Source organism: Herminiimonas fonticola, from assembly GCF_003293745.1.
Taxonomy (GTDB): domain Bacteria; phylum Pseudomonadota; class Gammaproteobacteria; order Burkholderiales; family Burkholderiaceae_D; genus Oxalicibacterium; species Oxalicibacterium fonticola.
Map to the genome: position 1 here is coordinate 634,598 of NZ_PTLZ01000002.1, position 22,890 is coordinate 657,487.

A 22,890-nucleotide genomic window follows, 5' to 3' on the forward strand; every position below is an offset into this window, starting at 1 on the left:
TCTGATTATTTGCGGTCAGGTTGCAAGACGCTAGGCAGCGCCTTTGGCAAAGTCTCAGGATAGTCGCGACTGAAGTGCAGGCCGCGACTTTCACGTCGCGACAGTGCGCTATTGACGATCAGCGATGCTACTTCGACCAGATTACGCAATTCCAGCAAATCCGGCGTGATGCGGAAGTTGGCGTAGTACTCGTCGATTTCTTCTTTCAGCAGACGGATACGATGTTGCGCGCGTTCCAGGCGTTTGGTGGTGCGTACGATACCGACGTAATTCCACATGAAGCGACGCAGTTCTTCCCAGTTATTGGCAATGATGACTTCTTCATCCGCATCGGTGACGCGGCTTTCATCCCAGGCCGGCAGGGTGACGGCTTTTTGCTTTGGTTGTTCTTCAATGTACTTGGCGGCAGCACGACCGAGTACCAGACATTCCAGCAATGAATTGCTGGCGAGGCGATTTGCACCGTGCAAACCTGTACAGGTGGTTTCGCCTACGGCATACAAGCCGGGCAGGTCGGTGCGGCCAGCCAGATCGGTAATGATGCCGCCGCAGGTGTAATGCGCCGCCGGTACGACCGGGATCGGTTCCTTCGTAATGTCGATGCCGAATTGCAGGCAGCGTTCCATGATGTTTGGGAAATGTTCTTTCAGGAACTCAGACGATTTGTGGCTGATGTCCAGATTGACGTAATCGACACCATGCTTTTTCATTTCAGCATCGATGGCGCGCGCGACGATGTCACGCGGTGCCAGTTCGGCGCGTTCGTCATAGGCAGGCATGAAACGCTTGCCCGAGTTTTTGCCTGAATTCGGTGGCAAGCGCAGTTCGCCACCTTCGCCACGGACTGCTTCGGTGATCAAATACGATTTTGCGTATGGGTGATACAGGCAGGTCGGGTGGAATTGAATGAATTCCATATTCGCGATGCGGCAGCCTGCGCGCCATGCCATTGCAATGCCATCACCGGTCGCGGTATCAGGATTGGTCGTGTACAGATAAACCTTGCCGGCACCGCCAGTCGCCAGCACCGTGTGCTCGGCGGAAATCGTGATGACCTTGCCGCTTTTGACGTCTTGTACATACAGGCCTAGACAACGCGGGCCATGTTTTTTGCGTTCCAGGTTCGCTGATGTGATGACGTCGATGGCGTAGTGATGCTCCATCAAGGTGATATTCGGGTGGTTGCGTACTTTTTCTTCCAGCGTGACTTGTACCGCGTGGCCGGTTGCATCTGCCGCGTGAATGATACGGCGCTGGCTGTGGCCGCCTTCGCGTGTCAGATGGAAACCAAGCTCGGCCGTCGCATCGGGCGTGAAGGGCACGCCTTGTTCTATCAGCCATGCAATCGCTTCCGGACCATGTTCGATGATGTAGCGGGTGGCAGCTTCATCGCATAAGCCACCGCCGGCCACCAGCGTGTCGGCGACATGCTCGTCATAGCTGTCGTGCGAATCGAGGACGGCGGCAATACCGCCTTGCGCCCAGCTACTGGCGCCATCGAGCAGCGAACGTTTGGAAATGACTGCGACCTTGCGGGTCTCGGCCAGATGGAGAGCAACGGAGAGACCGGCTAATCCACTGCCGACAATTGCGACATCAAATTTCATAGGGTTTCGTATTAAAGAAAAAGTTTGCCCATGACTATATGCGATTTAGCCGACGGCCGTGTAATTTGCATATAGAAAAAGGGGCTTTTACAGTAGAAGACATGAGAAAAATGTTAAGAATTGTTGATTTTTAAGATGTCGTGAAACATGATTTTTACCTCGTGTGTGGCCCTGAAAAAAGGTCTAGCATACGAGCATCATGGGCATGGAAACTGGTCGAATATAAGCACTTGCCCATCAATAATGGATATCAGCTTACCCAGCTGATGCTCCTGTTTTTGAAGAATCGAAAAATGCATAAGCAGCCATTTTATAAATCCTTGTACGTACAAGTTATTTTTGCCATCGTCGTTGGTATCTTGCTCGGCCATTTTGCGCCTGAGACTGGCACCGCTATGAAGCCGTTTGGCGATGGTTTTATCAAACTGATAAAAATGATTATCGCGCCTGTGATTTTTTGCACGGTCGTAATCGGTATTGCCGGCATGGAGGACATGAAAAAAGTCGGCAAGACTGGTGGCCTCGCGCTACTTTATTTTGAAATCATGAGTACGCTGGCTTTGCTGGTTGGCCTGATCATCGTCAACGTCTTGCAGCCTGGCGCGGGGATGAATGTCGATGTCACTTCCCTGGATGTCGCCAGCATTGCGAGCTACACGGCACCTGGAAAGCTTGAAACTATCACCGATTTCTTGCTGCATATCATCCCGGTCAGCATGATTGATGCGTTTGCCAAAGGCGATGTGTTGCAAGTGTTATTGGTATCTGTCCTGTTTGGCTTTGCGCTACATAAATTCGGCGGGCGCGGCACGCTGATATTTGATTTTATCGAGAAAATTTCACACGTTCTGTTTGCCATCGTCGGTTTCATCATGAAGGCTGCACCTATCGGTGCTTTTGGTGCAATGGCATTCACGATAGGCAAGTACGGCATCAGTTCCCTGTTGTCGCTGGGGAAAATGATGGGCGCGTTCTATCTGACTTGCCTGTTCTTTATCTTTGTCATATTGGGAATCGTGACGCGCTTGCATGGCTTCAGCATCTGGAAGTTCGTCAAATACATCAAGGAAGAATTGCTGATCGTATTGGGTACGTCTTCGTCGGAATCCGTATTGCCGCGCATGATAGCCAAGATGGAAAATCTGGGCGCGAAAAAATCAGTGGTCGGTCTCGTCATTCCAACCGGTTACTCATTCAACCTTGATGGCACGGCGATTTATCTGACAATGGCCGCGGTGTTCATCGCGCAGGCAACGAATACGCCTATGAGTTTGATGCAGCAAGTCACGCTGCTCGGTGTTCTGCTGCTGACATCCAAGGGCGCTGCGGGCATTACCGGCAGCGGCTTCATTGTATTGGCCGCGACCCTGTCCGCAGTTGGTCATGTACCGGTTGCAGGGCTGGCATTGATATTGGGAATCGACAGGTTCATGTCGGAAGCACGCGCACTAACCAATACCATCGGTAACGGCGTTGCTACCTTGGTTGTTGCCAAGTGGGTCAATGAGCTGGATATGGGCACTTTGCACGCTCAATTGAATAACGAAACTGCTGAAGCTGCAGCAGAGCCGGAAAAAATACTGGATCTGACGAACACCAAACTGGATATGTGAAGCTTGCGACAGGTACTTCAGAGATAAGGGATTACCCTCTGAAGTGCCGACGTATTTCTGGTGCAGGCTGATGCCAAACCTGTACTAAACGCAGGTCAGACTAGCGGAAATTGGTGAGAAGAGCAGATCAGTGTTTCTGCTTCTTCCGCTGATAAGGGTGGCGAAAACAAGAAGCCCTGTCCCAGATTGCAGCCCAGTTTTTTTAACTCATGAATATGCCCGGTGGTTTCTACGCCTTCGGCGATAGTTTGCAGATTCAATGTTTGCGCCAGCGCCATCACCAGACGAATAATTTCTCTATCGCTTTGTCTGGTATCAAGGCCGTGTACGAAGGCCTTGTCGATTTTGAGTATATCAATCGGCAATTTCTGCAGATATGCGAGCGAAGAATAACCAGTACCAAAATCATCCAGTGCCAGACGCAGGCCGAGTTTTTTCAGCAAGGACAGGTTCTCTATTGTTTGCAGAGGATTCGCCATTGCCGACGTTTCTGTCAGTTCGAGTTCTATCGTGTGCGGAATCACACCGCTGTTGTTGAGAATGTCGCGCACTTGTGTGAAGAAAGATGTGTGCAGCAATTGCCGCATCGAGACATTGACCGCGACGGTGATGTCGCCCATGGCCGGATAGCTGGCCTGCCATGTAGCGAGTTGCTGACATGCCTGTTCCATCGCCCACATGCCGATAGGCACCACCATGCCTGAGGTTTCGGCGATAGGGATGAACTCGTTGGGTGAAATCATGCCGTATTCCGGACTGTTCCAGCGCAGCAGTAATTCAAATCCCTTGACGCTACCGTCAGCCAGCGAGACCTTGGGCTGATACGCAACCGACAGTTCATTCCGTTCCAGCGCAAAACGCAAAGCTACATCCATGCGTGCATGCTTGTCGGATTTGCTTTGCAATGCAGCATCGTAAATTTCGATCCGATTGCGGCCACGCTCCTTGGCCTGGTACATCGCGGCATCGGCGTCGCGTATCAGATCGGCCGGCACCTGGTGATCCGGACTTAATTGCGCAATACCGATACTGGTTTGAATCTTGACCGCGATACTTTCAAAGATCAGTTGTTTCGATACTGCCTGCATGATGGCATTAGCCTTGACGCTGGCTTCTGCCAAAGAGGAATTGGTCAGGATAACGAATTCATTGCCGCCAAAACGTGCGACGAAATCGGTTGCCGGCAAGGCACTCACGACGCGCTTGCTGATTTCAATCAGACATTTATCACCAAAGTCGTGACCGTGGGTGTCGTTGACGCTCTTGAAGAAATCGAGATCGCAGAACAGCATGGTCAGGCTGGATTGACGCTGCCGGCTGACTTCGATTGCTGTACCCAATGTTTTGACCAGATAGCGACGATTCGGCAAATCGGTCAGCATGTCATGCATCGCCTGGTATTCGATTTGCATTTCCGTTGTCTTGCGTTGTGTAATGTCGCGTGTGACGCCGAGTATGCCTATCGTCTCGCCCTTGGCATCGCGCAACGGATATTTGCTGGTGTGGAACCACAGATGCATGTCGCTATGCCAGAACCCCGGCATTTCCATATCCTGCAAAGGCATGCCAGTTTGCATGACTTGCAGATCTTGCTGCTGAATCTCATCTGCTATTTCCTGCGGGCTGAATTCATCATTTGCATTCGCCATCTTCAGGCAAATGTCGTAGACGGTTTTTCCACGCAATTCATCTTCGCTGGAATAGCCGAAATGTTTCTGGAATACCTGATTGCTGATCGTGAAGCGACCGTCGCGGTCTTTGGCGTAAATCATCGATGGATTGAGGTCGAGTACCGCGCGCAGCAATGAGGTTTCTTCCTGCAACTTCAGTTCGACATCCTTGCGTAGAGTAATGTCTTCCAGACTGAATACGAGTCCATTGATGGCTGAATCATGCAGCATGTTGTAGCCGCGTGTTTCCAGCCAGACCCAATGCCCGTCTTTATGTTGCGTGCGATGGCGCGAGAAGATTGTGCTGTGTGGCGTGTCACGCAGATAACGCAGTTTCTTTTTGTGTTCTTCTGCTTCATCCGGATGCAGTACGGCCCGCAAGCCATCGCGGATGATTTCTTCCTGGTCGTAGCCTATGACTTCCTGTAGTGCAGGATTGGCAAACTTGATTTGATAATCAGCGTCGGTGATGATGAAAATATGACGTGTCACGCGCGCAATCGCATTGAAACGCCGTTCGTTGGTGCGCGCCTGGCTCAGTGCCATGCGATTGATGTTCAGTGTTTTGGCCAGTAACAAGGCCAGCCAGCCTATGCAAATTGTCGCAAACAGTTCGGGCAGCCAATCGCCTACGGTGACGCCCAGATGCACGTTGATGCGGTGACCGATCAAAGCCAGCGCAGCAATAAGCACCATCGCAATGTTACTGCGCAAAACCAATGGGAAAACGCCGGCAATCGCGATCAACCAGGGCATAGGCAAAGCCGGCATCGATTTTTGCGTAGAGAGAATCGCGATGGCGAAGGTGGCAATGATCACTTCACACAGCAGGAATTTTTCATCCAGAAGAATCGCTGTGCGCAGCCAGAAGTGACGTACAAAGGCGAGCATGAGTAGTGCGGTCAACAACACGGCGGCCAGCATGCCTGTTTTTGATAGGGTCAGGTGCCTGGCGTAAATCAGTAGAACGACGTGGAATAGCAATGTGGCATACAACAGCAAGGAAGCGGTGCGGAAAATATCGCTTCCTGCTAAAACGTTGATGGCACGTAGGCGCGTTTCCTTCATCAGCTGGGAGCGACCGGTTTTATTTTCGCGGCAGCAGTCTTGGCATTTTTGCGCGCAGTCTCAACATCGGCGGCACCTGCCAGTGCCACACCCATGCGACGGCGTGCAAACGATTCCGGTTTGCCGAATAGACGGATATCAGTGCCTGGTATGTGCAGTGCTTCGGCAACACCTTCGAATGCCACGACCTTGGCGTCATGCTGGCCGTAGATCACGGCGGATGCGGCGGGGGTTTTCATCGCAACATTGACGGGCAGGCCGAGTATGGCTTTTGCGTGCAATTCAAATTCGCTTTGTTCCTGGCTGGCCATGGTAACCATGCCGGTGTCATGCGGGCGCGGGCTGACTTCTGAAAACCAGACCATATCGTGCTTGACGAAAAGTTCGACGCCGAACAGGCCCAGGCCGCCCAGATTGTCGGTCACCTTTTTTGCAATGTCGTGCGCTTTTTGCAATGCTTCAGGATGCATCACTTGCGGTTGCCATGACTCAACATAATCGCCGTTGACTTGCACATGCCCGATAGGTTCGCAGAAATGCGTATGTACTTCACCGTCGGCACCAATGGCGCGCACTGTCAGCAAGGTAATTTCATAATCGAAATCGATGAAGCCTTCGACGATTACGCGACCTGCATCGACGCGCCCGCCCGAGGCGGCGCAATCCCACGCAGATTCGACGTCGGCGATGCTGCTCAGTTTGGATTGCCCTTTGCCGGATGAGGACATCACAGGCTTGACTACGCAGGGGAAGCCGATTTCTGCAGCGCCGGCTTTGAGTTCTTTCAAGCTGTCGGCGAAACGATAAGGGGAAGTCGCCACACCGAGTTCTTCGGCGGCCAGGCGGCGTATGCCTTCTCTGTCCATAGTCAGCCATGCGGCACGCGCGGTCGGTATGACGCGGACGATGCCGGCGTTTTCCATTTCCATTAAGGCAGTGGTCGCAATCGCTTCGATTTCCGGCACGATCAAGTCAGGCTTTTCCTGATTGATCAATTCTGCGAGAGCAACGCCGTCTGTCATGTCAATGACATAAGCGCGATGCGCGACTTGATGCCCTGGGGCATTGGCGTATCGATCGACTGCAATGACTTCAACCCCCAGACGTTGCAATGAAATGATGACTTCCTTACCCAGTTCGCCGGAGCCCAGCAACATGACTTTTGTGGCGGTGGAAGATAGGGGAGTGCCGATGCGAGGGGATGGTTTGCTTTTAATCATGACGGCAAATTCTGTGAACGCGAGTAGCGTTCGGATTGTGTTCGGGAAGACCTGTATTAGCATCCAGACAATAACAAATCTTGCTTGGTTTGGACAGGGCAAATTGCATGCAGCCATCGTTTTTCAGTATGAAATAAAACGAATCGCAAAGCGAGCCGATTAGGCAAAAAAAAACTGCCAGAGAATATCTGGCAGTTTTTTATTCGAGACTTTCTCGAACGAAATACTCAACGAGTTCAGTCGTCGGCGTAGATGTCGTTGTCTTTTGTTTCCTTGACGAAAATCATACCGATGACAAAGGTGATCAGCGCGATGATGATTGGATACCAGAGACCGTAGTAAATATCGCCTTTGAATGCAACCAGAGCAAACGCCGTGGTTGGCAGCAAGCCGCCGAACCAGCCGTTACCGATGTGATACGGCAAGGACATCGATGTGTAACGAATGCGGGTTGGGAACATTTCCACCAGCATCGCTGCGATCGGTCCGTACACCATCGTTACGTAGATAACGAGGATGAACAGCAACAGCAAGGTCATAGGATAGTTGATTTGCGCAGGATCAGCCTTGGTTGGGTAACCGTGGGCCTTGATGGCATCGCCAAGTTCTTTCGAGAAAGCCTTATTTTTGGCATCGGCTTCTTCTTTCGGCAAGCCTTTTGCGTCGTAAGACGTGATCAAGGTATTGCCGATTTTTACCGTTGCAACCGTACCTGGTGCGGCGTCCTGATTCGAGTAAGCAACCGAAGCAGCGGCCAGTTTAGCTTTCACGATGTCGCATGACGAAGTGAATTTTTTGGTGCCGGTTGGGTTGAACTGGAATTGGCAAGTTGCAGGATCAGCAGTCACGACCACTGGTGCATCTTTCAATGCTGCTTCCAATGCTGGATTAGCATAGTGAGTCAATGCGCCGAAGATAGGGAAGTAGGTCAAAGCCGCGATCAGACAGCCCGCCATGATGATAGGTTTGCGGCCGATTTTATCGGACAGCGTACCGAAGATCACGAAGAATGGCGTTGCCAGCAACAGTGAAGCTGCGATCAAGATGTTGGCCGTTGCACCATCGACCTTCAGCGTTTGCGTCAGGAAGAACAGTGCGTAGAACTGACCGGTGTACCAAACCACTGCTTGACCAGCTGTCAGGCCGACCAGTGCCAGGATAACGATCTTCAGGTTTTTCCATTGCGCGAATGATTCGGTCAATGGTGCTTTGGATGTCTTGCCTTCCGCTTTCATTTTCACGAAAGCTGGCGATTCAGCCATAGACAAACGGATCCAGACTGAGATACCCAGCAGGAAGACGGATACCAGAAACGGAATGCGCCATCCCCAATCAGCAAATGCTTCTTCGCCGACAGCAGTACGTGTACCCAGAATCACCAGCAGCGACATGAACAAACCCATGGTTGCCGTAGTTTGAATCCAGGATGTGAATGCGCCGCGCTTGTCATGCGGAGCATGCTCGGCAACATAGGTTGCTGCACCACCGTATTCACCACCCAGTGCCAGACCTTGCAAGATACGCAGGATGATCAGGATGATAGGGGCAGCGATACCGATCGAAGCGTAACCCGGTAGCAAGCCGACGATGAAAGTCGACGCACCCATGATGACGATGGTGACGAGGAAGGTGTATTTACGGCCGATCATGTCGCCCAGGCGACCGAATACGATCGCGCCGAACGGTCGCACGATAAAGCCGGCTGCGAAGGCGAGCAGTGCGAAAATGAAAGCAGTGTTTGGATCGGTGCCAGCAAAGAACTGCTTGGCGATAATGGCGGCTAACGAACCGTAAAGGTAGAAGTCATACCATTCAAATACGGTCCCCAGAGAAGAAGCGAAAATAACTTTCCGTTCTTCTGGAGTGATGCCGCGACCGTTGGTCGATACTGTGGCCATGCTCGTCTCCTTAAAATTATTAATGGGATGCAGTGACGCATTCCTTGTATTGGCTAAGCGACCCGAGTGTGCGACTGGAACCTTACGCGATGCTTGCGCAAGCTTACATAGTGCTTACATGGTGCATGTATCGATTTTGCGTTGCAGCAAAGCGTGATGCGGGCTTTAGATGTGATGTTTTTAGCCTATATTGCACGGCGTAACACAGGCCCATTGACGAACAATCCTTAGCTGTAACGCAGATGGCTCTAAAATGACGCCATTTGTAATAGAAGAATCCCGATGACGAACCCATCCAATACTCCTGCGACCCATCCAGAGCCAGCTGCAACAACTTCATCGACCATCCCGTTTCTGCAAGAACTGGGCATTAAAGCTCTTGAGTCGGCTGATGGTCAGGCGCAAGTTGAATTGACATTGCAGGCCCGTCATCTCAATGGCTGGCATGTTGCCCATGGCGGCGTGATCATGACGATGCTGGATAACGTGATGTCCTTGGCTGGACGTTCGATGGAGCCGGATAGTCGCGGCGGTGTCACGATAGAAATGAAAACCAGCTTCATGCAGCCTGGCGGTACTGAAGGTTGCCGCCTGATCGCGAAGGGCAAGGTCGCACATGCATCGAGCAGCATTTATTTTTGCGAAGGCGAATTGTGGAATGGCGACAAGCTTGTAGCAAAAGCGACAGGGACTTTCAAATTTCTTCGCCGTACCGATGTTGCAAAAAAACTGAAACATGCGTGAACTCGCGCGCCTAAACCTTCAGCCATCAGTTAATCGAAAGCAGGCATGAAACAATTTCAAAATAGAGTTGCCGTGATCACCGGTGCTGCCAGCGGCTTCGGTCGCGAGTTCGCGAATCTGGGCGCACGCCTGGGTATGAAGCTGGTGTTGGCCGATGTACAGCAAGATGCCTTGCAAAAAGTGGAAGCAGAACTGGCCGAGCAGGGTGCGCAAGTGCTGGCCGTGCATTGCGATGTGAGCAAGGCTGAGCAAGTACAGGCACTGGCCGATGCAGCAATGGCACGCTTCGGTGCAGTCCATCTGCTGTTTAATAATGCAGGTGTGGCTGGTGGCGGTCTGGTTTGGGAGAACTCGAAAGCAGATTGGGATTGGGTATTAGGCGTCAATTTGTTCGGTGTGATTCACGGTGTGCGTATCTTTACACCCTTGATGCTGGAATGCGCGAAGCGTGATCCTGCGTATGAAGGGCATATCGTCAATACTGCATCGGTTGCCGGTTTGCAAAATGCGCCGACGATGGGTATCTATAACGTATCCAAGCACGCGGTCGTCTCGCTGACAGAAACGCTGTATCAAGACTTGCGGCTGGTGACATCGTCTATCAGTACTTCATTGTTGTGCCCATTTTTTGTACCCACCGGGATTCATCAATCAGAACGTAATCGTCCGGATGACATGCATAACGATGCAGCACCGACAGTCAGCCAGCGTGCAGCGCAATCGTTTTCTGAAAAAGCAGTGATCTCGGGAAAAATTTCAGCGGCGCAGATTGCCGAATGGACTTTCGATGCGATACGCGATAATCGCTTCTATATTTTTTCCGAACCGGAATCGCTGATCAATGCGCGCAAGCGGATGGAAGATATAGTGCAACAACGCAATCCTTACGATCCCTACGAGGACGTGCCGCACATACGTGAACTGCTGAAGGCAAAACTGGCGAAGTGATTACGTAGCTGATGCTGCGTTGGTGATTGGAAGTAAAACTACAAAGAGCTGTAAGCACAGCAGCTTTAAAATCCTTTGGTGCACTGGCCGCGATGCGGAGCACGTTCCGGCATAGGCGGCATCGCGATTGCCGGGCGTTCTATCAATACCGGAGGCTGGCCGTTTTGCAGTTTGACTAGTGTCGAGACGCGCGTGCCGTAATCTGGCGACTCTATGCAGACTGCCGACAGCAATCGCTCGCGTTCCAGACTGACACCGGTTTTGGGTAGGCGGCAATCGGAGGCGGAAGTTGTATCCGACAGCATTTCAAAGAAGGCATCTTCCGGTGCACCCTGACATAAGAGGCTGGCAAATTCGGCCTTGGTACTGACGACCTTGGGCCAGGCACAATCGAGCAGGGAATTCGACAAACCGTACATGCCTTGCTTGAGCGGTTTGCCGTTGCGTTCATCCTTTTCACCGCGGTTCGAATACCAGATCAGTTCACTGGTATTGCCGATCAATAAATTGAAGCCATTGTAGTTAGTCGCGTAGGCAGAAATTTCCTGGATATAGTCGGCCGGTGTCATTTCACCCGCCAGATAATTCAAAACCAGATTGCCGCGGCTCGGTGCATCGGAGCGCATTTCAGACGGCGCTCGGATATTGGTGATTGCTGCAAAGCGTCCATCACGCGTCACGCCCATCCAGGTGCCGCCGCCTTGCAAGTCGCGACCTGCGTAAATTTGCGGATGGTCGTGCCACCAATCGGCAGGGCTGGCAGGCCTATCGTAGAATTCGTCACGATTACCTGCTGCAAGCAGCGGCATATTCGGCATGACTTGCCAGGCGAAGACGATCAAGCACATAAAGTTAAATCCAGAAAATATTCCATATGGCGTTTGCCGGCGATCATGGCCAGCAACTCACTACTCGCAACGGCTTGCTCCAGTTTCGCTTCAAAACCTTCCGCGACCTCCAGATACACTTCCATCCACGTATGCAAACCATCCTGTTCTTCAGGGCGGCGCTTGAGCGCAGTACGGATGCCGTATTCACTACGGAGATTATCCTGCATCTCGGTAATTTTTGTCAGGAACACGGCAGCGTCAGCAACTTGCACTCGGTAATAAACGTAGAGATCCATTTGCGTATCGTCAGTATCGTGAAATTAAACCGGGTCGGTAAGAGGATAAGGCAAAGTCTGGAAGGACAATGCAGGGCCATTTGCCGAGCCGAGCCGCACTTCCGATTCTGCTGCCGCTAGTTTGATCTCAACCAGACAATCGATTTCTTGCGCATTCGTGCGCTCGGCATTCACCACCATGCCGCAAGGCTGATCAGGATCGTTAATCGAAAAAATCTCGGTGCCGGGTGCTGCACTTTGTGCCGTTACGCTGGCGCGCATCATGCGGCGCTTGAGCTTGCCGAGGTATTGGCTGCGGGCAACGATTTCCTGACCCGGGTAGCAGCCTTTCTTGAAATTGACGCCGCCTATCAATTCAAAATTGATCATTTGCGGGACGAATTTCTCTTGCGTAACTGTCGTGATGTGCGGCACGCCACCATCTATTTCTCCCAGATGCCAGGCTGCCGCGCCGCTAGGCTGCAGAATTTTTGTCAGCATCGGCCATGCTTCTATCGCCTGCACTTCGGTCGTGATCCATTGATAACGCGGCACTTCAAATGCATTGGGATGACGGATCAGCGTGCCGGCTGCGGTTTCCACCTTGCCGTAAATCGCGACGGGCAGAGTCGGGAACCATGGCATCAAGGCAGTCGCGGCAGCTGGGCCCGACAAGCCAAGCATGACTTGATTTGGTGTGACATCCGTTAGTTTGGCTTTTGCACGCAATACAAACATTTGCAGACGTTTTTGCACGCCGGGCTGGATCTCGCGTGGCAGCTGCAGCATCACGCCATCAGTGGTTTTCCAGATCAGCATGCTGGCCAGCAAACGACCTTTGGGTGAGCAATAACCAGCCAGGCGCGCTTCATCGATGCTGAGATGCTCGACGTCGTTAGTCAGTTGATTATGCAAAAAATGTGCTGCATCTTCCCCAGCGGCGGAGATCAAGCCAAGGTGGGTGAGCGGCGCTACAAAATTGTCTCTGGCTGTCTCGACAGACGTGTCGGCACCGAAAGACAGTACTTCAGATGCTGCGTTTTCACTGACGGGCGCACTCAATTGCGCACCTTGTTCAGCCAGAAATTTCAACCATGTAGTCATAGATTCAATCAATAAATTGCGGCAAAAACTGCTTCAGCCATTATCATTAGTGTCCGATTATAGTGGCGTGGGAAAAACGCGTGCTATCCCCGTCGATTTTAGCGAGACCTTGTTTTAATGAAAAAATTATTAAGGCGGACTTTTCTGCTGGCAATCATTGTCGGCGCATCGTTCATGTTCTGGGCAGAGAAGCCCATCATTGCTGACGGTCAACCGTCCATGGAATTTACGATTGCACCCGGCAGCAGCCTGAAAAGTAGCATGCAGCAGATCGACGAAGCCGGTGTGCCGGTGCAACCGTTGCTGATGGTGATCCTGGCGCAAGTGACGGGAAATAGCACCAAATTGAAGGCTGGGACTTACGATTTGAAGTCGGGTACGACCCCGCGCGGCTTGGTCAATCAACTGGTGCGTGGCGAGTTTGCGCAAGAAGCATTGACCGTCATTGAAGGCTGGAGCTTCAAACAGATGCGGCAGGCGATCAACGCACATCCATCCTTGAAGCACGATACCGCTGCCTGGTCGGATCAGGAGCTGATGGCAAAACTATCCAGTGTTTACACCAAGCCGGAAGGTTTGTTTGCGCCGGACACGTATCTGTTCGCGAAAAATTCCAGCGATTTGCAAATCTACAAACAGTCTCATAACCTGATGCTCAAGCGTCTGAATGAAGCGTGGCTGGCACGTGATCCAGGGTCGCCGTACGCGTCGCCGTATGAAGCCTTGATCATGGCCTCCATCGTGGAAAAGGAAACAGGCAAAAAATCTGAGCGCACGATGATTGCTGGTGTATTCGTCAACCGGCTGAAGCAGGGCATGTTGTTGCAAACCGATCCCACCGTCATCTACGGCATGGGCGATAACTACAAAGGCAATATCCGCAAGCGCGATCTGCTGACCGATACACCACACAATACGTATACTCGTCTCGGCTTGCCGCCGACGCCGATTGCCTTGCCGGGCATGGAGTCCTTGCATGCGGCGATGAATCCTGCAGCTACCGATGCGGTATATTTTGTCGCACGCGGTGATGGCAGCAGCCAGTTTTCTGCGACGCTGGATGATCATAATAATGCGGTGAACAAGTACCAGCGCAAGCAATGACACTAGCTGCCGGCGAACGCCGCAGCAAACAAGACTTATAAAATTCGAATCATCTTTATGGCAGTGGCATGACGACAGCAAAATTCATTACGTTTGAAGGTATCGATGGCGCGGGTAAATCCACGCATTTGTCGTTCGTGGCCGATTTACTGCGGGAGCGTAAAAAGACGGTCGTTGTTACGCGCGAGCCCGGCGGTACCAGTCTTGGTGAATCGCTACGGACTATTTTGCTGCACGAAAAAATGCATCTGGAAACGGAAGCCTTGCTGATGTTTGCTGCTCGACGTGAACATATTGCACAAGTGATTGCACCAGCTCTGGAACGTGGCGATTGGGTCATCTCCGACCGTTTTACCGATGCGACATTCGCTTATCAGGGCGGCGGTCGCAAGCTGGATTTGCAAAAGCTGGCAGCACTGGAACAATGGGTGCATCCGCATTTGCAACCTGATTTGACCTTGTTGTTCGATGTGCCGCTGGATGTGGCGCGCGCGCGCCTGGATGCGACGCGCACTTTGGATAAGTTCGAGCAGGAGAAAGCAGATTTCTTTGCCGCGACGCGGGCGGAATATTTACGCCGCGCCGCTGAATTCCCGCAGCGTTTCCGTATCATCGATTCTACGCAAGCTATAGCGACGATCCAGGATCAGTTGCGCGGCATCATTGCAGGGCTGGATTCTTGAATACTCTTTTACCCTGGCAAGGCGCTTCCTGGCAGCAGTGGCAATTGCTGCGTGAACGACTGCCGCACGCGATTTTATTTCACGGCCCGGAAGGCATAGGCAAGACTGCATTTGCCGAAGCATGTGCGCAATCGCTGCTGTGCGAAACGCCTGTCGCGGATGGACATGCTTGCGGCACATGCGATGCCTGCGGCTGGTTCACGCAATACAGTCATCCTGATTATCGTCGCGTGCGTCCGGAAATTCTGGATGATGGCGACGGCGCTGAAGGCGAGGATGGCGAAGCGGAAACCAAGAAAGCCAAATCGACCAAGGCACCTTCGAAAGAAATCAAGATCGATCAGGTACGCGCCTTGTCTGACTTCATGAATATTTCCACGCATCGCTCCGGCATGCGCGTCATCACCTTGTATCCGGCCGAAGCCCTGAATACCGCCGCCGCAAATTCATTGCTGAAAATGCTGGAAGAGCCGCCACCACGCACGATGTTTTTGCTGGTAACGAACAGCATCGATCGCCTGCTGCCGACCATACTGTCGCGCTGCCGCAAATTTGCGCTGACCATGCCAAGCAAGGATGAAGCGCTGGCCTGGCTCAAGGAACAGCAGGTAAAGGATGCGGACGGCTGGCTGGCCGAACAGGGCGGTGCACCACTTATTGCGCTGGAATCGTCGCAAGCCGGTACGCGCGAAACGATGGATGAATTCCTGCAGCAATTGGCGCAGCCTGGCGTAGATGGCGCGTTGAAAGCGGCTGACCGTTTGCAGAAAACGCCGATGCCGGAGTTAGTCTCATGGTTGCAACGCTGGTTGTATGACGTGCTTTCCGTCAAACTTTCCGGCACAATCCGTTACTATCCACGTTATAAAAAAGAACTGGGTGCGCTGGCTGCACGAATCGAAGTTGGCAACTTGTTGCAAGCGATCAAGAGCGTCAATGAACGGCGTGCAATTGCCGATCATCCGCTGGCACCCAAGCTGTTCATAGAAGACATGTTGCTGGATTATTCAACGCTTTTTTCCTGAAAGGTTAGTGATGGCAGATACCCCGATCGCAGCAGCAAATCCCGCAGTGGGTCGGCCCTCGGTATTGTCGTTGCCGATCAAGGAAAAATCTGCGTTGTACGCGGCCTACATGCCATTTCTGCAAAACGGCGGCATCTTCGTGCCATCAACCAAGCAGTACATGATAGGCGATGAGATTTATCTGATCCTGACCTTGATGGATGATCCGACCAAATACCCGATTGCCGGCAAGATCGCCTGGATCACGCCCGCCGGCGCCAACAACAACAAGGCGCAAGGCATAGGCGTGCAGTTTTCCGCAGACGAAAGCGGCCAGCGCATCAAGCAGCGTATCGAGGAATTGCTGGGCGCGGCGCTTGGTTCTTCGCGTGCGACGCATACCTTGTAAATCGCATCCCGTTCAAGCATCTTTCATCGCCAGTAATTGAATACCCAGTTTAGCCAACAATCCGCAGCGCAGTATTTCCACCGCCTGGCGACTCTGGACGATTTGCCTGCCATCGTCGCCATCTACAACAGCACTATTCCATCACGCCAGGTCACTGCAGATATCGAGCCTGTCACCGTGGCTTCACGTCTGAACTGGTTTAACGAACATTCAGCGGGCAAACGACCTATCTGGGTGGTGGAAGATCATGGGCAGATGCTGGGTTGGTTGTCGTATTCCAATTTTCATGCACGTGCGGCCTATGTGCACACGGCTGAGATTTCCATTTATCTGGCGCAAGATGCGCGTGGTAAAGGTTTGGGCGCGTATTTTTTGACCGAAGCCATTGCATTTGCATCGGCGCTGGATATTCACACACTGGTCGGCCTGATTTTTGCTCATAACGAACCGAGCCTGAAATTGTTCGAGCGTTTCGGCTTCGAGCGCTGGGCTGACATGCCGCGTGTTGCCACGCTGGATGGGGTTGAGCGCGATTTGATCATAGTTGGCAAACGTATTGCATAGGCAAGATTGCCTGCATTGAGCTAGTTCCAGGTATGACGCTCGCAGCAAAACCATCTGGCGCGTACAATTCAGCCCTATGTATATCGATTCCCACTGTCACATCAATTTCCCCGAGCTTGCTGCGCGCATGCCGGAAATACTCGGCAAAATGACCGAGAACGAAGTCAGCCATGCGCTATGCGTTTCGGTTGATTTACCTAATTTCCCCAGCGTGCTGGAGCTGGCTGAACGGCATCCGAATATCTATGCATCGGTTGGCGTGCATCCGGATTATGAAGATACGCCTGAGCCATCCGTCGATGATCTTATCCGTTTGGCCGATAACCCGCGCATCGTCGCCATCGGTGAAACTGGCCTGGATTATTACCGGCTGGAAGGCGATCTTGAATGGCAGCGCGAACGTTTTCGTACGCATATCCGCGCCTCGCGTGTGACCGGCAAGCCGTTGATCATTCACACCCGCGCTGCATCTGAAGACACGATACGCATCATGCGTGAAGAAGGAGCGGGTACGGATGCCGGCGGTGCTGCTGGCGTCATGCATTGTTTTACCGAATCGCTGGAAGTGGCGAAGGCGGCGATGGAAATGGGTTTTTATATTTCGTTTTCCGGCATCGTTACCTTCAAGAGTGCGAAAGATTTACAGGCTGTTGCGCGTGAAGTGCCGTTGGAACAGATGCTGATCGAAACCGATTCGCCTTATCTGGCGCCGGTACCGCATCGCGGCAAGGTGAATGAACCGGCTTTGGTGCGTCATGTGGCGGAATATCTGGCGACCTTGAAGGGCGTGCCGGTAGAACAGATCGCTCAACAAACGACTGATAACTTTTTTAATTTATTCAAGATTGCGCGGTAACAAATGACGTACGTGAAATTGGCTCAATCGCTCCTTGTGCGCAGACTGGTTTTGCAACTGCTGATGGTGCTTTCAGTGTTCGCAAGTTTGACTATGCCGGCCCATGCAGGTGCATACGAGGATTATTTCAAAGCGGCCAAACTGGACGATGCCGCTACTATTACTTCTCTGTTGCAGCGTGGTTTTGATCCGAATACGGTCGAGTCGGAACGCGGTGACTCCGGCTTGATCCTCGCTTTGCGGGAAAAATCCATGAAAGTATTTCCCGTGTTGATGAATGCGCGTGACATCAATGTAAATCTAAGAGCGAACAACGGCGACACCGCATTGATGATTGCTGCTTACACGGCGAACAAGCCGGCCGTTGAAGCCTTGCTCGCCAAAGATGCAACGGTGAATCAGGATGGCTGGACGGCTTTACACTATGCAGCGGCGATAGGCGATAACGACATCGTGAATTTGTTATTGGAAAAATCTGCCGTGCTGGATGCTCCATCACCGAATAAAACCACACCCATCATGATGGCAGCGCGCGGCGGTCATATCTACACGGTCAAGGCCTTGCTTGATGCTGGTGCCGATGCATCGTTGAAGAATGATGCGGGTATGAGCGCGATCGATTTTGCGCAGCAAGGTGGGCACGAGGATATCGTTGAAGGCTTGACGTATCGCTTGAAGAAAGCTGGCAAGCTGTAAGCACGTTAGCAGAAAAATGCTGGCGCACATCCTTGAAAAATCGCGTTACAACATGGCTATTAAAGTCTGAGTGTTTTGTTCAGGCGGCATTAGGCATCACGAATTTTTCTTTCAGTTTTTCACAAAGATCGTCTACATCGGCAGTCGTCAAACCCAGGGTTTCGGTTGCCATCTCACCACCTTCCAGCCAATCGATAGACACTGCATGCCGATGCTGTTGTATCGCCTGATCTACCACGCAGAAGATCGCGATTAGTTCACGTACATCAGGCTCAAAAAGATGGTCAGCCATGACTTCATACGAATGATGTTTTTTGATGGCGAGAACAACACGTGGATCTGCATGCCAATGTTCGGCCAGCATGGCGCCAACGAGTGCGTGATTGATGCGATGGCGTGAATTTTCCAGTTCGATGAAGCCACTATGTTCCAACTGGTTGGCGACGGTGAGTGTATCCGCGTAATCGATAAAAGATGCCATCATCAACGGTATGCCGATATCGCAAAACAGGCCGAAGTTATAAGCGAGTTCAGGTGCGACTTTGGTGGTCTGACGAGCAACGTACATCATGCCCCAGGAGCGTTTTTCAGAAACATCCCAAAAGCGCGGCATCATCATCTTGCCGTGCGCCAGTGCGCGTCTGGCCATCAGGCGCGTGATCACCGCGTTGCAATTATTCAAGCCGATCAGCGTAATTGCGTCTTGCACATGTTCAATGTGCCGATTCAAATTGAACATGGCCGAATTTGAGATCGCAAGAAGGTTGCCTGCAATAGCGACATCGCGTTCGACTAGCTGCACTATTTTTCGGAGAGATGGATCTTCCTGTGCGATTTCACGTTGTAGTGCAATAAGTAATGCAGGGCGAGGAGGAATATTGACTGGGCGTGCGAGCTCAGCGGGTGTTCCCTGATGGCTATTTGTCGGATTGGGCCCGTACATAATGTTCCCTCAAAAGAATCAATTTCTTATGCTTGCCAGGTTTTAATGAATTGATGCAGGTGAATGATGCTGCGTGCTTCCTCAAATCAAGTAAGAGGAGTGGCATATGTGTTATTTATTTCTTATATGAAAATAGAATAATCCTAGTCACATCGTTTTGCATGTGAAATATTGCAAAAAAACGAAGAAGAATGTGATTTTTTGTGAAATGAAAAGAAGCTTTCCATGTTGCAATAATTCTTCGGCTGCAAATGAAAAAGCCTGCATTCTCTGATGAGAATGCAGGCTTTTTCTTTATGACGATGAAAAATAGAATGTGGTTTTGAGCCGGATCAGTTCGATTTTTTCCTGAGCGGGCAATTTTTGCACGGCTTCTTACTCTCGCAGCATTTCTTTTTCTTGCTCATATCGAAATCCCTTCCGCAGGTTTGTATCGCTGCGGCTGCATGTCGCTCAGACCAAACCGTCAAACAGAATCACATCAACCAGATCGCCAGCTTTGACTTCGGCTCTGTCGTGTTCCAGCACAACCATGCAGTTGGCTTCCGACATCGAGCGCAACACGCCTGAGCCTTGCGAGCCGGTGATGCGCACTTGTTGTATGCCGTCGCTGTTACGGCTCAAGATGCCGCGCTGATATTCAGTGCGACCGGGACGTTTGCGGATGGCAGCTTGGGATACGACGCGTAACAACGGCGGTGCTTCTACCGCTGATGCGCCCATCATGTGCAGCAAAGCCTGGCGCGCGAGAAAATAGAAGGTCACCATCACGGCGACTGGATTGCCGGGCAAACCGAACAGATAGGCTTCCTTTCCGTTCGATGCAATTTTTCCGAAAGCCATGGGACGGCCGGGACGCATGCCGATTTTCCAGAAACCGACGTCGCCCAGTTGTGCCATCATTTGCTTGGTGTAATCCGCTTCGCCTACGGATACGCCGCCAGACGTGATGATTGCATCGGCATTTTCGCAAGCGGTGCGGAATGCAGCTTCGAGTACGTCCGGATCATCCTTGATGACGCCCATGTCGACAACATCGCAGCCGAGGCGTGTCAGCATGCCGTGCAAGGTGTAGCGATTGCTGTCGTAGACGCAGCCTTCGTCCAGTGTTTCGCCGATGGAGCGCAGCTCGTCACCGGTCGAGAAAAAGGCAACGCGCAAGCGACGTTGCACCGGTACTTCACCTATGCCTAGCGAAGCCAGTAAGCCGAGGTCGGCAGGGCGCAGAATTTTGCCTTTTTGCAGGGCAGGTGTGCCGGCTTTCAGATCCTCGCCTTTGAGACGGCGATTGTCGCCGGTCTTTACCGCACCGGCCGGAATCGTCATGCCGGTATCGCTGGCATCGCGTACAAATTCCTGTGGAATAACGGTATCGCATTGTGCCGGCATGACGGCGCCGGTCATGATGCGCACGCATTCGCCGCTGTTGACTGCGCCATCGAAAGCGCGACCGGCGTAAGCGGTGCCTATCACTTTCAGTTTTACATCCTGATCTTTGCTCAAGTCGTTGCCATGCAAGGCATAGCCGTCCATCGCCGAATTATCATGCGAAGGGACGTTGATAGGCGAAACGATATCGGCTGCCAGCACGCGATCCAGTGCGCTTCTCAGCGCGATTTTTTCGACCGCATTGATAGGCTGGATGAACTGGCGAATGATCGCTTGCGCATCTGGCACCGGCAGCGCATCAGGATCGTAGTCGGACAAGCAGCTGATTACATTAGCGAGCGTGTTGCGCGATGCATTCGTTGCGCTGCCATCGGACGGATTATTTTTGGCCATATTGTTGGAAATTTCGTTATCGTTGAGTTCGTCGTTGTCCAGCGCGCCATCCAAGCCGGACATGTCGCGCAGAATATGCGAATAACGTAGATTCATGACGCAGTCGCTTCGTATTTTCTCAAGTCGTCCAGCGTGTTGATATTGCGGAACGCATCTTCATCGTCGAAGTGAACTTCAGCGACAGTCAGCGACGAATACCATTTGTCGAACTTGCGTCCACCTTCTTGTAGATACAAGGTCAGGTGCGGCAACAAAGAAGCCTTCGCCAGACAAAAGACAGGATGCGCTTGCAATGATTCGCCTTCGCCAGTGACGGCAACGGCCAGGTCGGCATTTTTTTCTTCCAGCCCTGCGGCCAGACACGCGACCAGATCCTTGGGCAGAAATGGTGAGTCGCAAGGCGCAGTCACCAGATAATCCGTTTCGCAATGAAGCATACCGGTTTGCAAACCTGCCAGCGGGCCGGCAAAACCTTGCATCTCATCCTGCCAGACCGGCACGCCGAAACCTTCATATGGCGCGATATTCTGATTCGCATTGATCATGATGTAAGCGACTTGCGGCGACAGGCGCATCAATACATGCAAAGCCATAGGTGCGTCGCGGAACAATTGCAAACCTTTGTCTACGGTACCCATGCGAGTGCCGCGTCCGCCTGCAAGTATGAGTCCGGTAATTTGACTGGTATCCATTTTTTAAATTGTGTCGATATCAGTTGAAGGAAGGAGGAAAAACTTAGCCGCCGATGTACGACATCTCGACCTTGCGCTCGGTGTTCAATCCATCGGTGTTGGCCGTACGTAATTCAGAATAGCGATCGCCGCGTGCACGCCAGATATGCGCGATGACGGTTGAAATTTCTTCATCCGTTTTGTCGTTACGCATCAGCGCGCGCAAATCGTGGCCGCCGGTTGCGAACAGGCAGGTGTAAAGCTTGCCTTCAGTAGACAAACGTGCGCGGCTGCAATCGCTGCAAAATGCCTGCGTCACGCTGGAGATCACACCAATTTCGCCGCCGCCGTCACGGTTTTGATCCACGTAGCGCCAGCGTCCTGCAGTTTCTCCGGTGTAATTCGGTGCGATCGCTTCGAGTGGCATCTCGGCACTGATGCGGCGTACGACTTCAGAGGATGGAATGACTTCATCCATCTTCCAGCCGTTCGAGGCGCCGACGTCCATGTATTCGATGAAACGCAGGATGTAAGGCGTATCTTTGAAATGGCGCGCCATCGGCACGATTTCCTGATCGTTCATGCCGCCCTTGACGACCATATTGATCTTGATCGGGCCGAGGCCGACGCGATGCGCGGCTTCTATGCCTTCCAGCACGTCAGAGACTGCAAAATCGACGTCGTTCATTTGCTTGAATACTTTGTCGTCGAGTGCATCGAGCGAAACGGTGACGCGCTTCAGGCCGGCGTCTTTCAAAGCCTGTGCCTTGCGCGCCAGCAATGAGCCATTGGTGGTCAAGGTCAAATCGAGTTCGCGGCCATCCGGCGTGCGTAATGCGGCGAGCATTGCTATCAGCTTTTCCACATTTTTGCGCAGCAAGGGTTCACCGCCGGTCAGGCGAATTTTCTCCACGCCATGCGCGACGAACAAGGACGCAATGCGGGTAATTTCTTCAAACGACAGCAATGATGTCTGCGGCAGGAAAGCGTAATCCTTGTCGAACACCTCTTTCGGCATGCAATACACACAGCGGAAATTACAGCGATCCGTAATCGAAATGCGTAAATCCTGCAGCGGCCGCGCAAGCGTATCCGCCAGCAAGCCGTTAGGTGCTTCAAGGCGTGCCGGAATGACCGGTATCTTGTTCAGATAACGCAGGTCTGCGAGCGGAATGATTTTTTCAGTCATGGCGAAAATCGT

At 52.2% G+C, this 22,890-nt stretch carries 21 protein-coding genes; 10 read left to right on the plus strand and 11 right to left on the minus strand.

Translation table 11 applies throughout. The features are described 5' to 3' along the window. Positions 1 to 5: 5 nt before the first annotated feature. Complete coding sequence (gene nadB / locus Hfont_RS10325) at positions 6 to 1,607, minus strand: L-aspartate oxidase (RefSeq protein WP_112992285.1); 1,602 nt, start codon at positions 1,605 to 1,607, stop codon at positions 6 to 8. Positions 1,608 to 1,900: 293 nt separating this feature from the next. Here nadB and Hfont_RS10330 point away from each other — a divergent pair, with 293 nt between their 5' ends. After that, positions 1,901 to 3,220: a dicarboxylate/amino acid:cation symporter gene (locus tag Hfont_RS10330; protein WP_112992454.1), complete on the plus strand. Its 1,320-nt coding sequence runs from the start codon at positions 1,901 to 1,903 to the stop codon at positions 3,218 to 3,220. A 95-nt stretch (positions 3,221 to 3,315) separates the two neighbouring features. Here Hfont_RS10330 and Hfont_RS10335 read toward each other — a convergent pair whose 3' ends face one another. The 3 genes from Hfont_RS10335 to Hfont_RS10345 form a co-directional block, all read right to left on the minus strand. Continuing rightward, entirely contained in the window at positions 3,316 to 5,958 is a 2,643-nt protein-coding gene (locus Hfont_RS10335; protein ID WP_162845900.1) for a sensor domain-containing protein, read from the minus strand. After that, positions 5,958 to 7,178 carry a formate-dependent phosphoribosylglycinamide formyltransferase gene (gene purT / locus Hfont_RS10340; RefSeq protein WP_112992286.1) on the minus strand — a complete coding sequence of 407 codons (1,221 nt, stop codon included), beginning with the start codon at positions 7,176 to 7,178 and terminating at the stop codon, positions 5,958 to 5,960. Before purT ends, Hfont_RS10335 begins: the two co-directional genes overlap by 1 nt. 236 nt (positions 7,179 to 7,414) lie before the next feature. Further along, entirely contained in the window at positions 7,415 to 9,076 is a 1,662-nt protein-coding gene (locus tag Hfont_RS10345) for an MFS transporter (RefSeq protein ID WP_112992287.1), read from the minus strand. Between the two features lie 282 nt (positions 9,077 to 9,358). Here Hfont_RS10345 and Hfont_RS10350 point away from each other — a divergent pair, with 282 nt between their 5' ends. Next, entirely contained in the window at positions 9,359 to 9,820 is a 462-nt protein-coding gene (locus tag Hfont_RS10350) for a PaaI family thioesterase (protein WP_112992288.1), read from the plus strand. A gap of 45 nt (positions 9,821 to 9,865) precedes the next feature. Next, positions 9,866 to 10,768, plus strand: coding sequence for an SDR family oxidoreductase (locus tag Hfont_RS10355; protein WP_112992289.1), 903 nt, complete (start codon positions 9,866 to 9,868; stop codon positions 10,766 to 10,768). A 65-nt stretch (positions 10,769 to 10,833) separates the two neighbouring features. Here the strand turns inward: Hfont_RS10355 and Hfont_RS10360 are convergent, their stop codons facing one another. The 3 genes from Hfont_RS10360 to ygfZ are packed head-to-tail and all read right to left on the minus strand — an operon-like array spanning position 10,834 to position 12,977. Then, a complete protein-coding gene (locus tag Hfont_RS10360; RefSeq protein ID WP_112992290.1) occupies positions 10,834 to 11,616 on the minus strand; it encodes an NRDE family protein in 783 nt (260 codons plus the stop codon). Then, positions 11,607 to 11,894, minus strand: a complete 288-nt coding sequence (locus Hfont_RS10365) for a DUF4936 family protein (protein ID WP_112992291.1) — start codon at positions 11,892 to 11,894, stop codon at positions 11,607 to 11,609. The genes Hfont_RS10360 and Hfont_RS10365 overlap by 10 nt, the downstream gene beginning before the upstream one ends. Positions 11,895 to 11,918: 24 nt before the next feature. Further along, positions 11,919 to 12,977, minus strand: a complete 1,059-nt coding sequence (gene ygfZ / locus Hfont_RS10370) for a CAF17-like 4Fe-4S cluster assembly/insertion protein YgfZ (RefSeq protein ID WP_112992292.1) — start codon at positions 12,975 to 12,977, stop codon at positions 11,919 to 11,921. A 117-nt stretch (positions 12,978 to 13,094) separates the two neighbouring features. Here ygfZ and mltG point away from each other — a divergent pair, with 117 nt between their 5' ends. The 7 genes from mltG to Hfont_RS10405 all read left to right on the plus strand — a co-directional run bounded on the left by mltG (position 13,095) and on the right by Hfont_RS10405 (position 18,293). Continuing rightward, positions 13,095 to 14,081, plus strand: coding sequence for an endolytic transglycosylase MltG (gene mltG, locus Hfont_RS10375; RefSeq protein WP_112992293.1), 987 nt, complete (start codon positions 13,095 to 13,097; stop codon positions 14,079 to 14,081). Positions 14,082 to 14,149: 68 nt separating this feature from the next. Next, a complete protein-coding gene (gene tmk / locus Hfont_RS10380) occupies positions 14,150 to 14,764 on the plus strand; it encodes a dTMP kinase (protein WP_112992294.1) in 615 nt (204 codons plus the stop codon). After that, positions 14,761 to 15,789: a DNA polymerase III subunit delta' gene (locus Hfont_RS10385; RefSeq protein WP_112992295.1), complete on the plus strand. Its 1,029-nt coding sequence runs from the start codon at positions 14,761 to 14,763 to the stop codon at positions 15,787 to 15,789. Before tmk ends, Hfont_RS10385 begins: the two co-directional genes overlap by 4 nt. A 10-nt stretch (positions 15,790 to 15,799) precedes the next feature. After that, a complete protein-coding gene (locus Hfont_RS10390; RefSeq protein WP_112992296.1) occupies positions 15,800 to 16,177 on the plus strand; it encodes a PilZ domain-containing protein in 378 nt (125 codons plus the stop codon). A gap of 36 nt (positions 16,178 to 16,213) precedes the next feature. Next, complete coding sequence (locus Hfont_RS10395; protein WP_112992297.1) at positions 16,214 to 16,741, plus strand: GNAT family N-acetyltransferase; 528 nt, start codon at positions 16,214 to 16,216, stop codon at positions 16,739 to 16,741. 76 nt (positions 16,742 to 16,817) lie between these two features. After that, positions 16,818 to 17,597: a TatD family hydrolase gene (locus tag Hfont_RS10400; protein ID WP_112992298.1), complete on the plus strand. Its 780-nt coding sequence runs from the start codon at positions 16,818 to 16,820 to the stop codon at positions 17,595 to 17,597. A gap of 75 nt (positions 17,598 to 17,672) precedes the next feature. Continuing rightward, complete coding sequence (locus tag Hfont_RS10405) at positions 17,673 to 18,293, plus strand: ankyrin repeat domain-containing protein (protein ID WP_338322779.1); 621 nt, start codon at positions 17,673 to 17,675, stop codon at positions 18,291 to 18,293. Positions 18,294 to 18,372: 79 nt separating this feature from the next. Here the strand turns inward: Hfont_RS10405 and Hfont_RS10410 are convergent, their stop codons facing one another. The 4 genes from Hfont_RS10410 to moaA form a co-directional block, all read right to left on the minus strand. After that, positions 18,373 to 19,236, minus strand: coding sequence for an HDOD domain-containing protein (locus Hfont_RS10410; RefSeq protein ID WP_112992300.1), 864 nt, complete (start codon positions 19,234 to 19,236; stop codon positions 18,373 to 18,375). 453 nt (positions 19,237 to 19,689) lie between these two features. Continuing rightward, positions 19,690 to 21,018 (minus strand): molybdopterin molybdotransferase MoeA, encoded by a 1,329-nt coding sequence (gene moeA / locus Hfont_RS10415; protein WP_112992456.1) that lies wholly within the window; start codon positions 21,016 to 21,018, stop codon positions 19,690 to 19,692. 92 nt (positions 21,019 to 21,110) lie between these two features. Next, positions 21,111 to 21,710: a molybdenum cofactor guanylyltransferase MobA gene (mobA, locus tag Hfont_RS10420; protein ID WP_112992301.1), complete on the minus strand. Its 600-nt coding sequence runs from the start codon at positions 21,708 to 21,710 to the stop codon at positions 21,111 to 21,113. Between the two features lie 43 nt (positions 21,711 to 21,753). Then, positions 21,754 to 22,878: a GTP 3',8-cyclase MoaA gene (gene moaA, locus Hfont_RS10425; RefSeq protein WP_112992302.1), complete on the minus strand. Its 1,125-nt coding sequence runs from the start codon at positions 22,876 to 22,878 to the stop codon at positions 21,754 to 21,756. Positions 22,879 to 22,890: the final 12 nt, after the last annotated feature.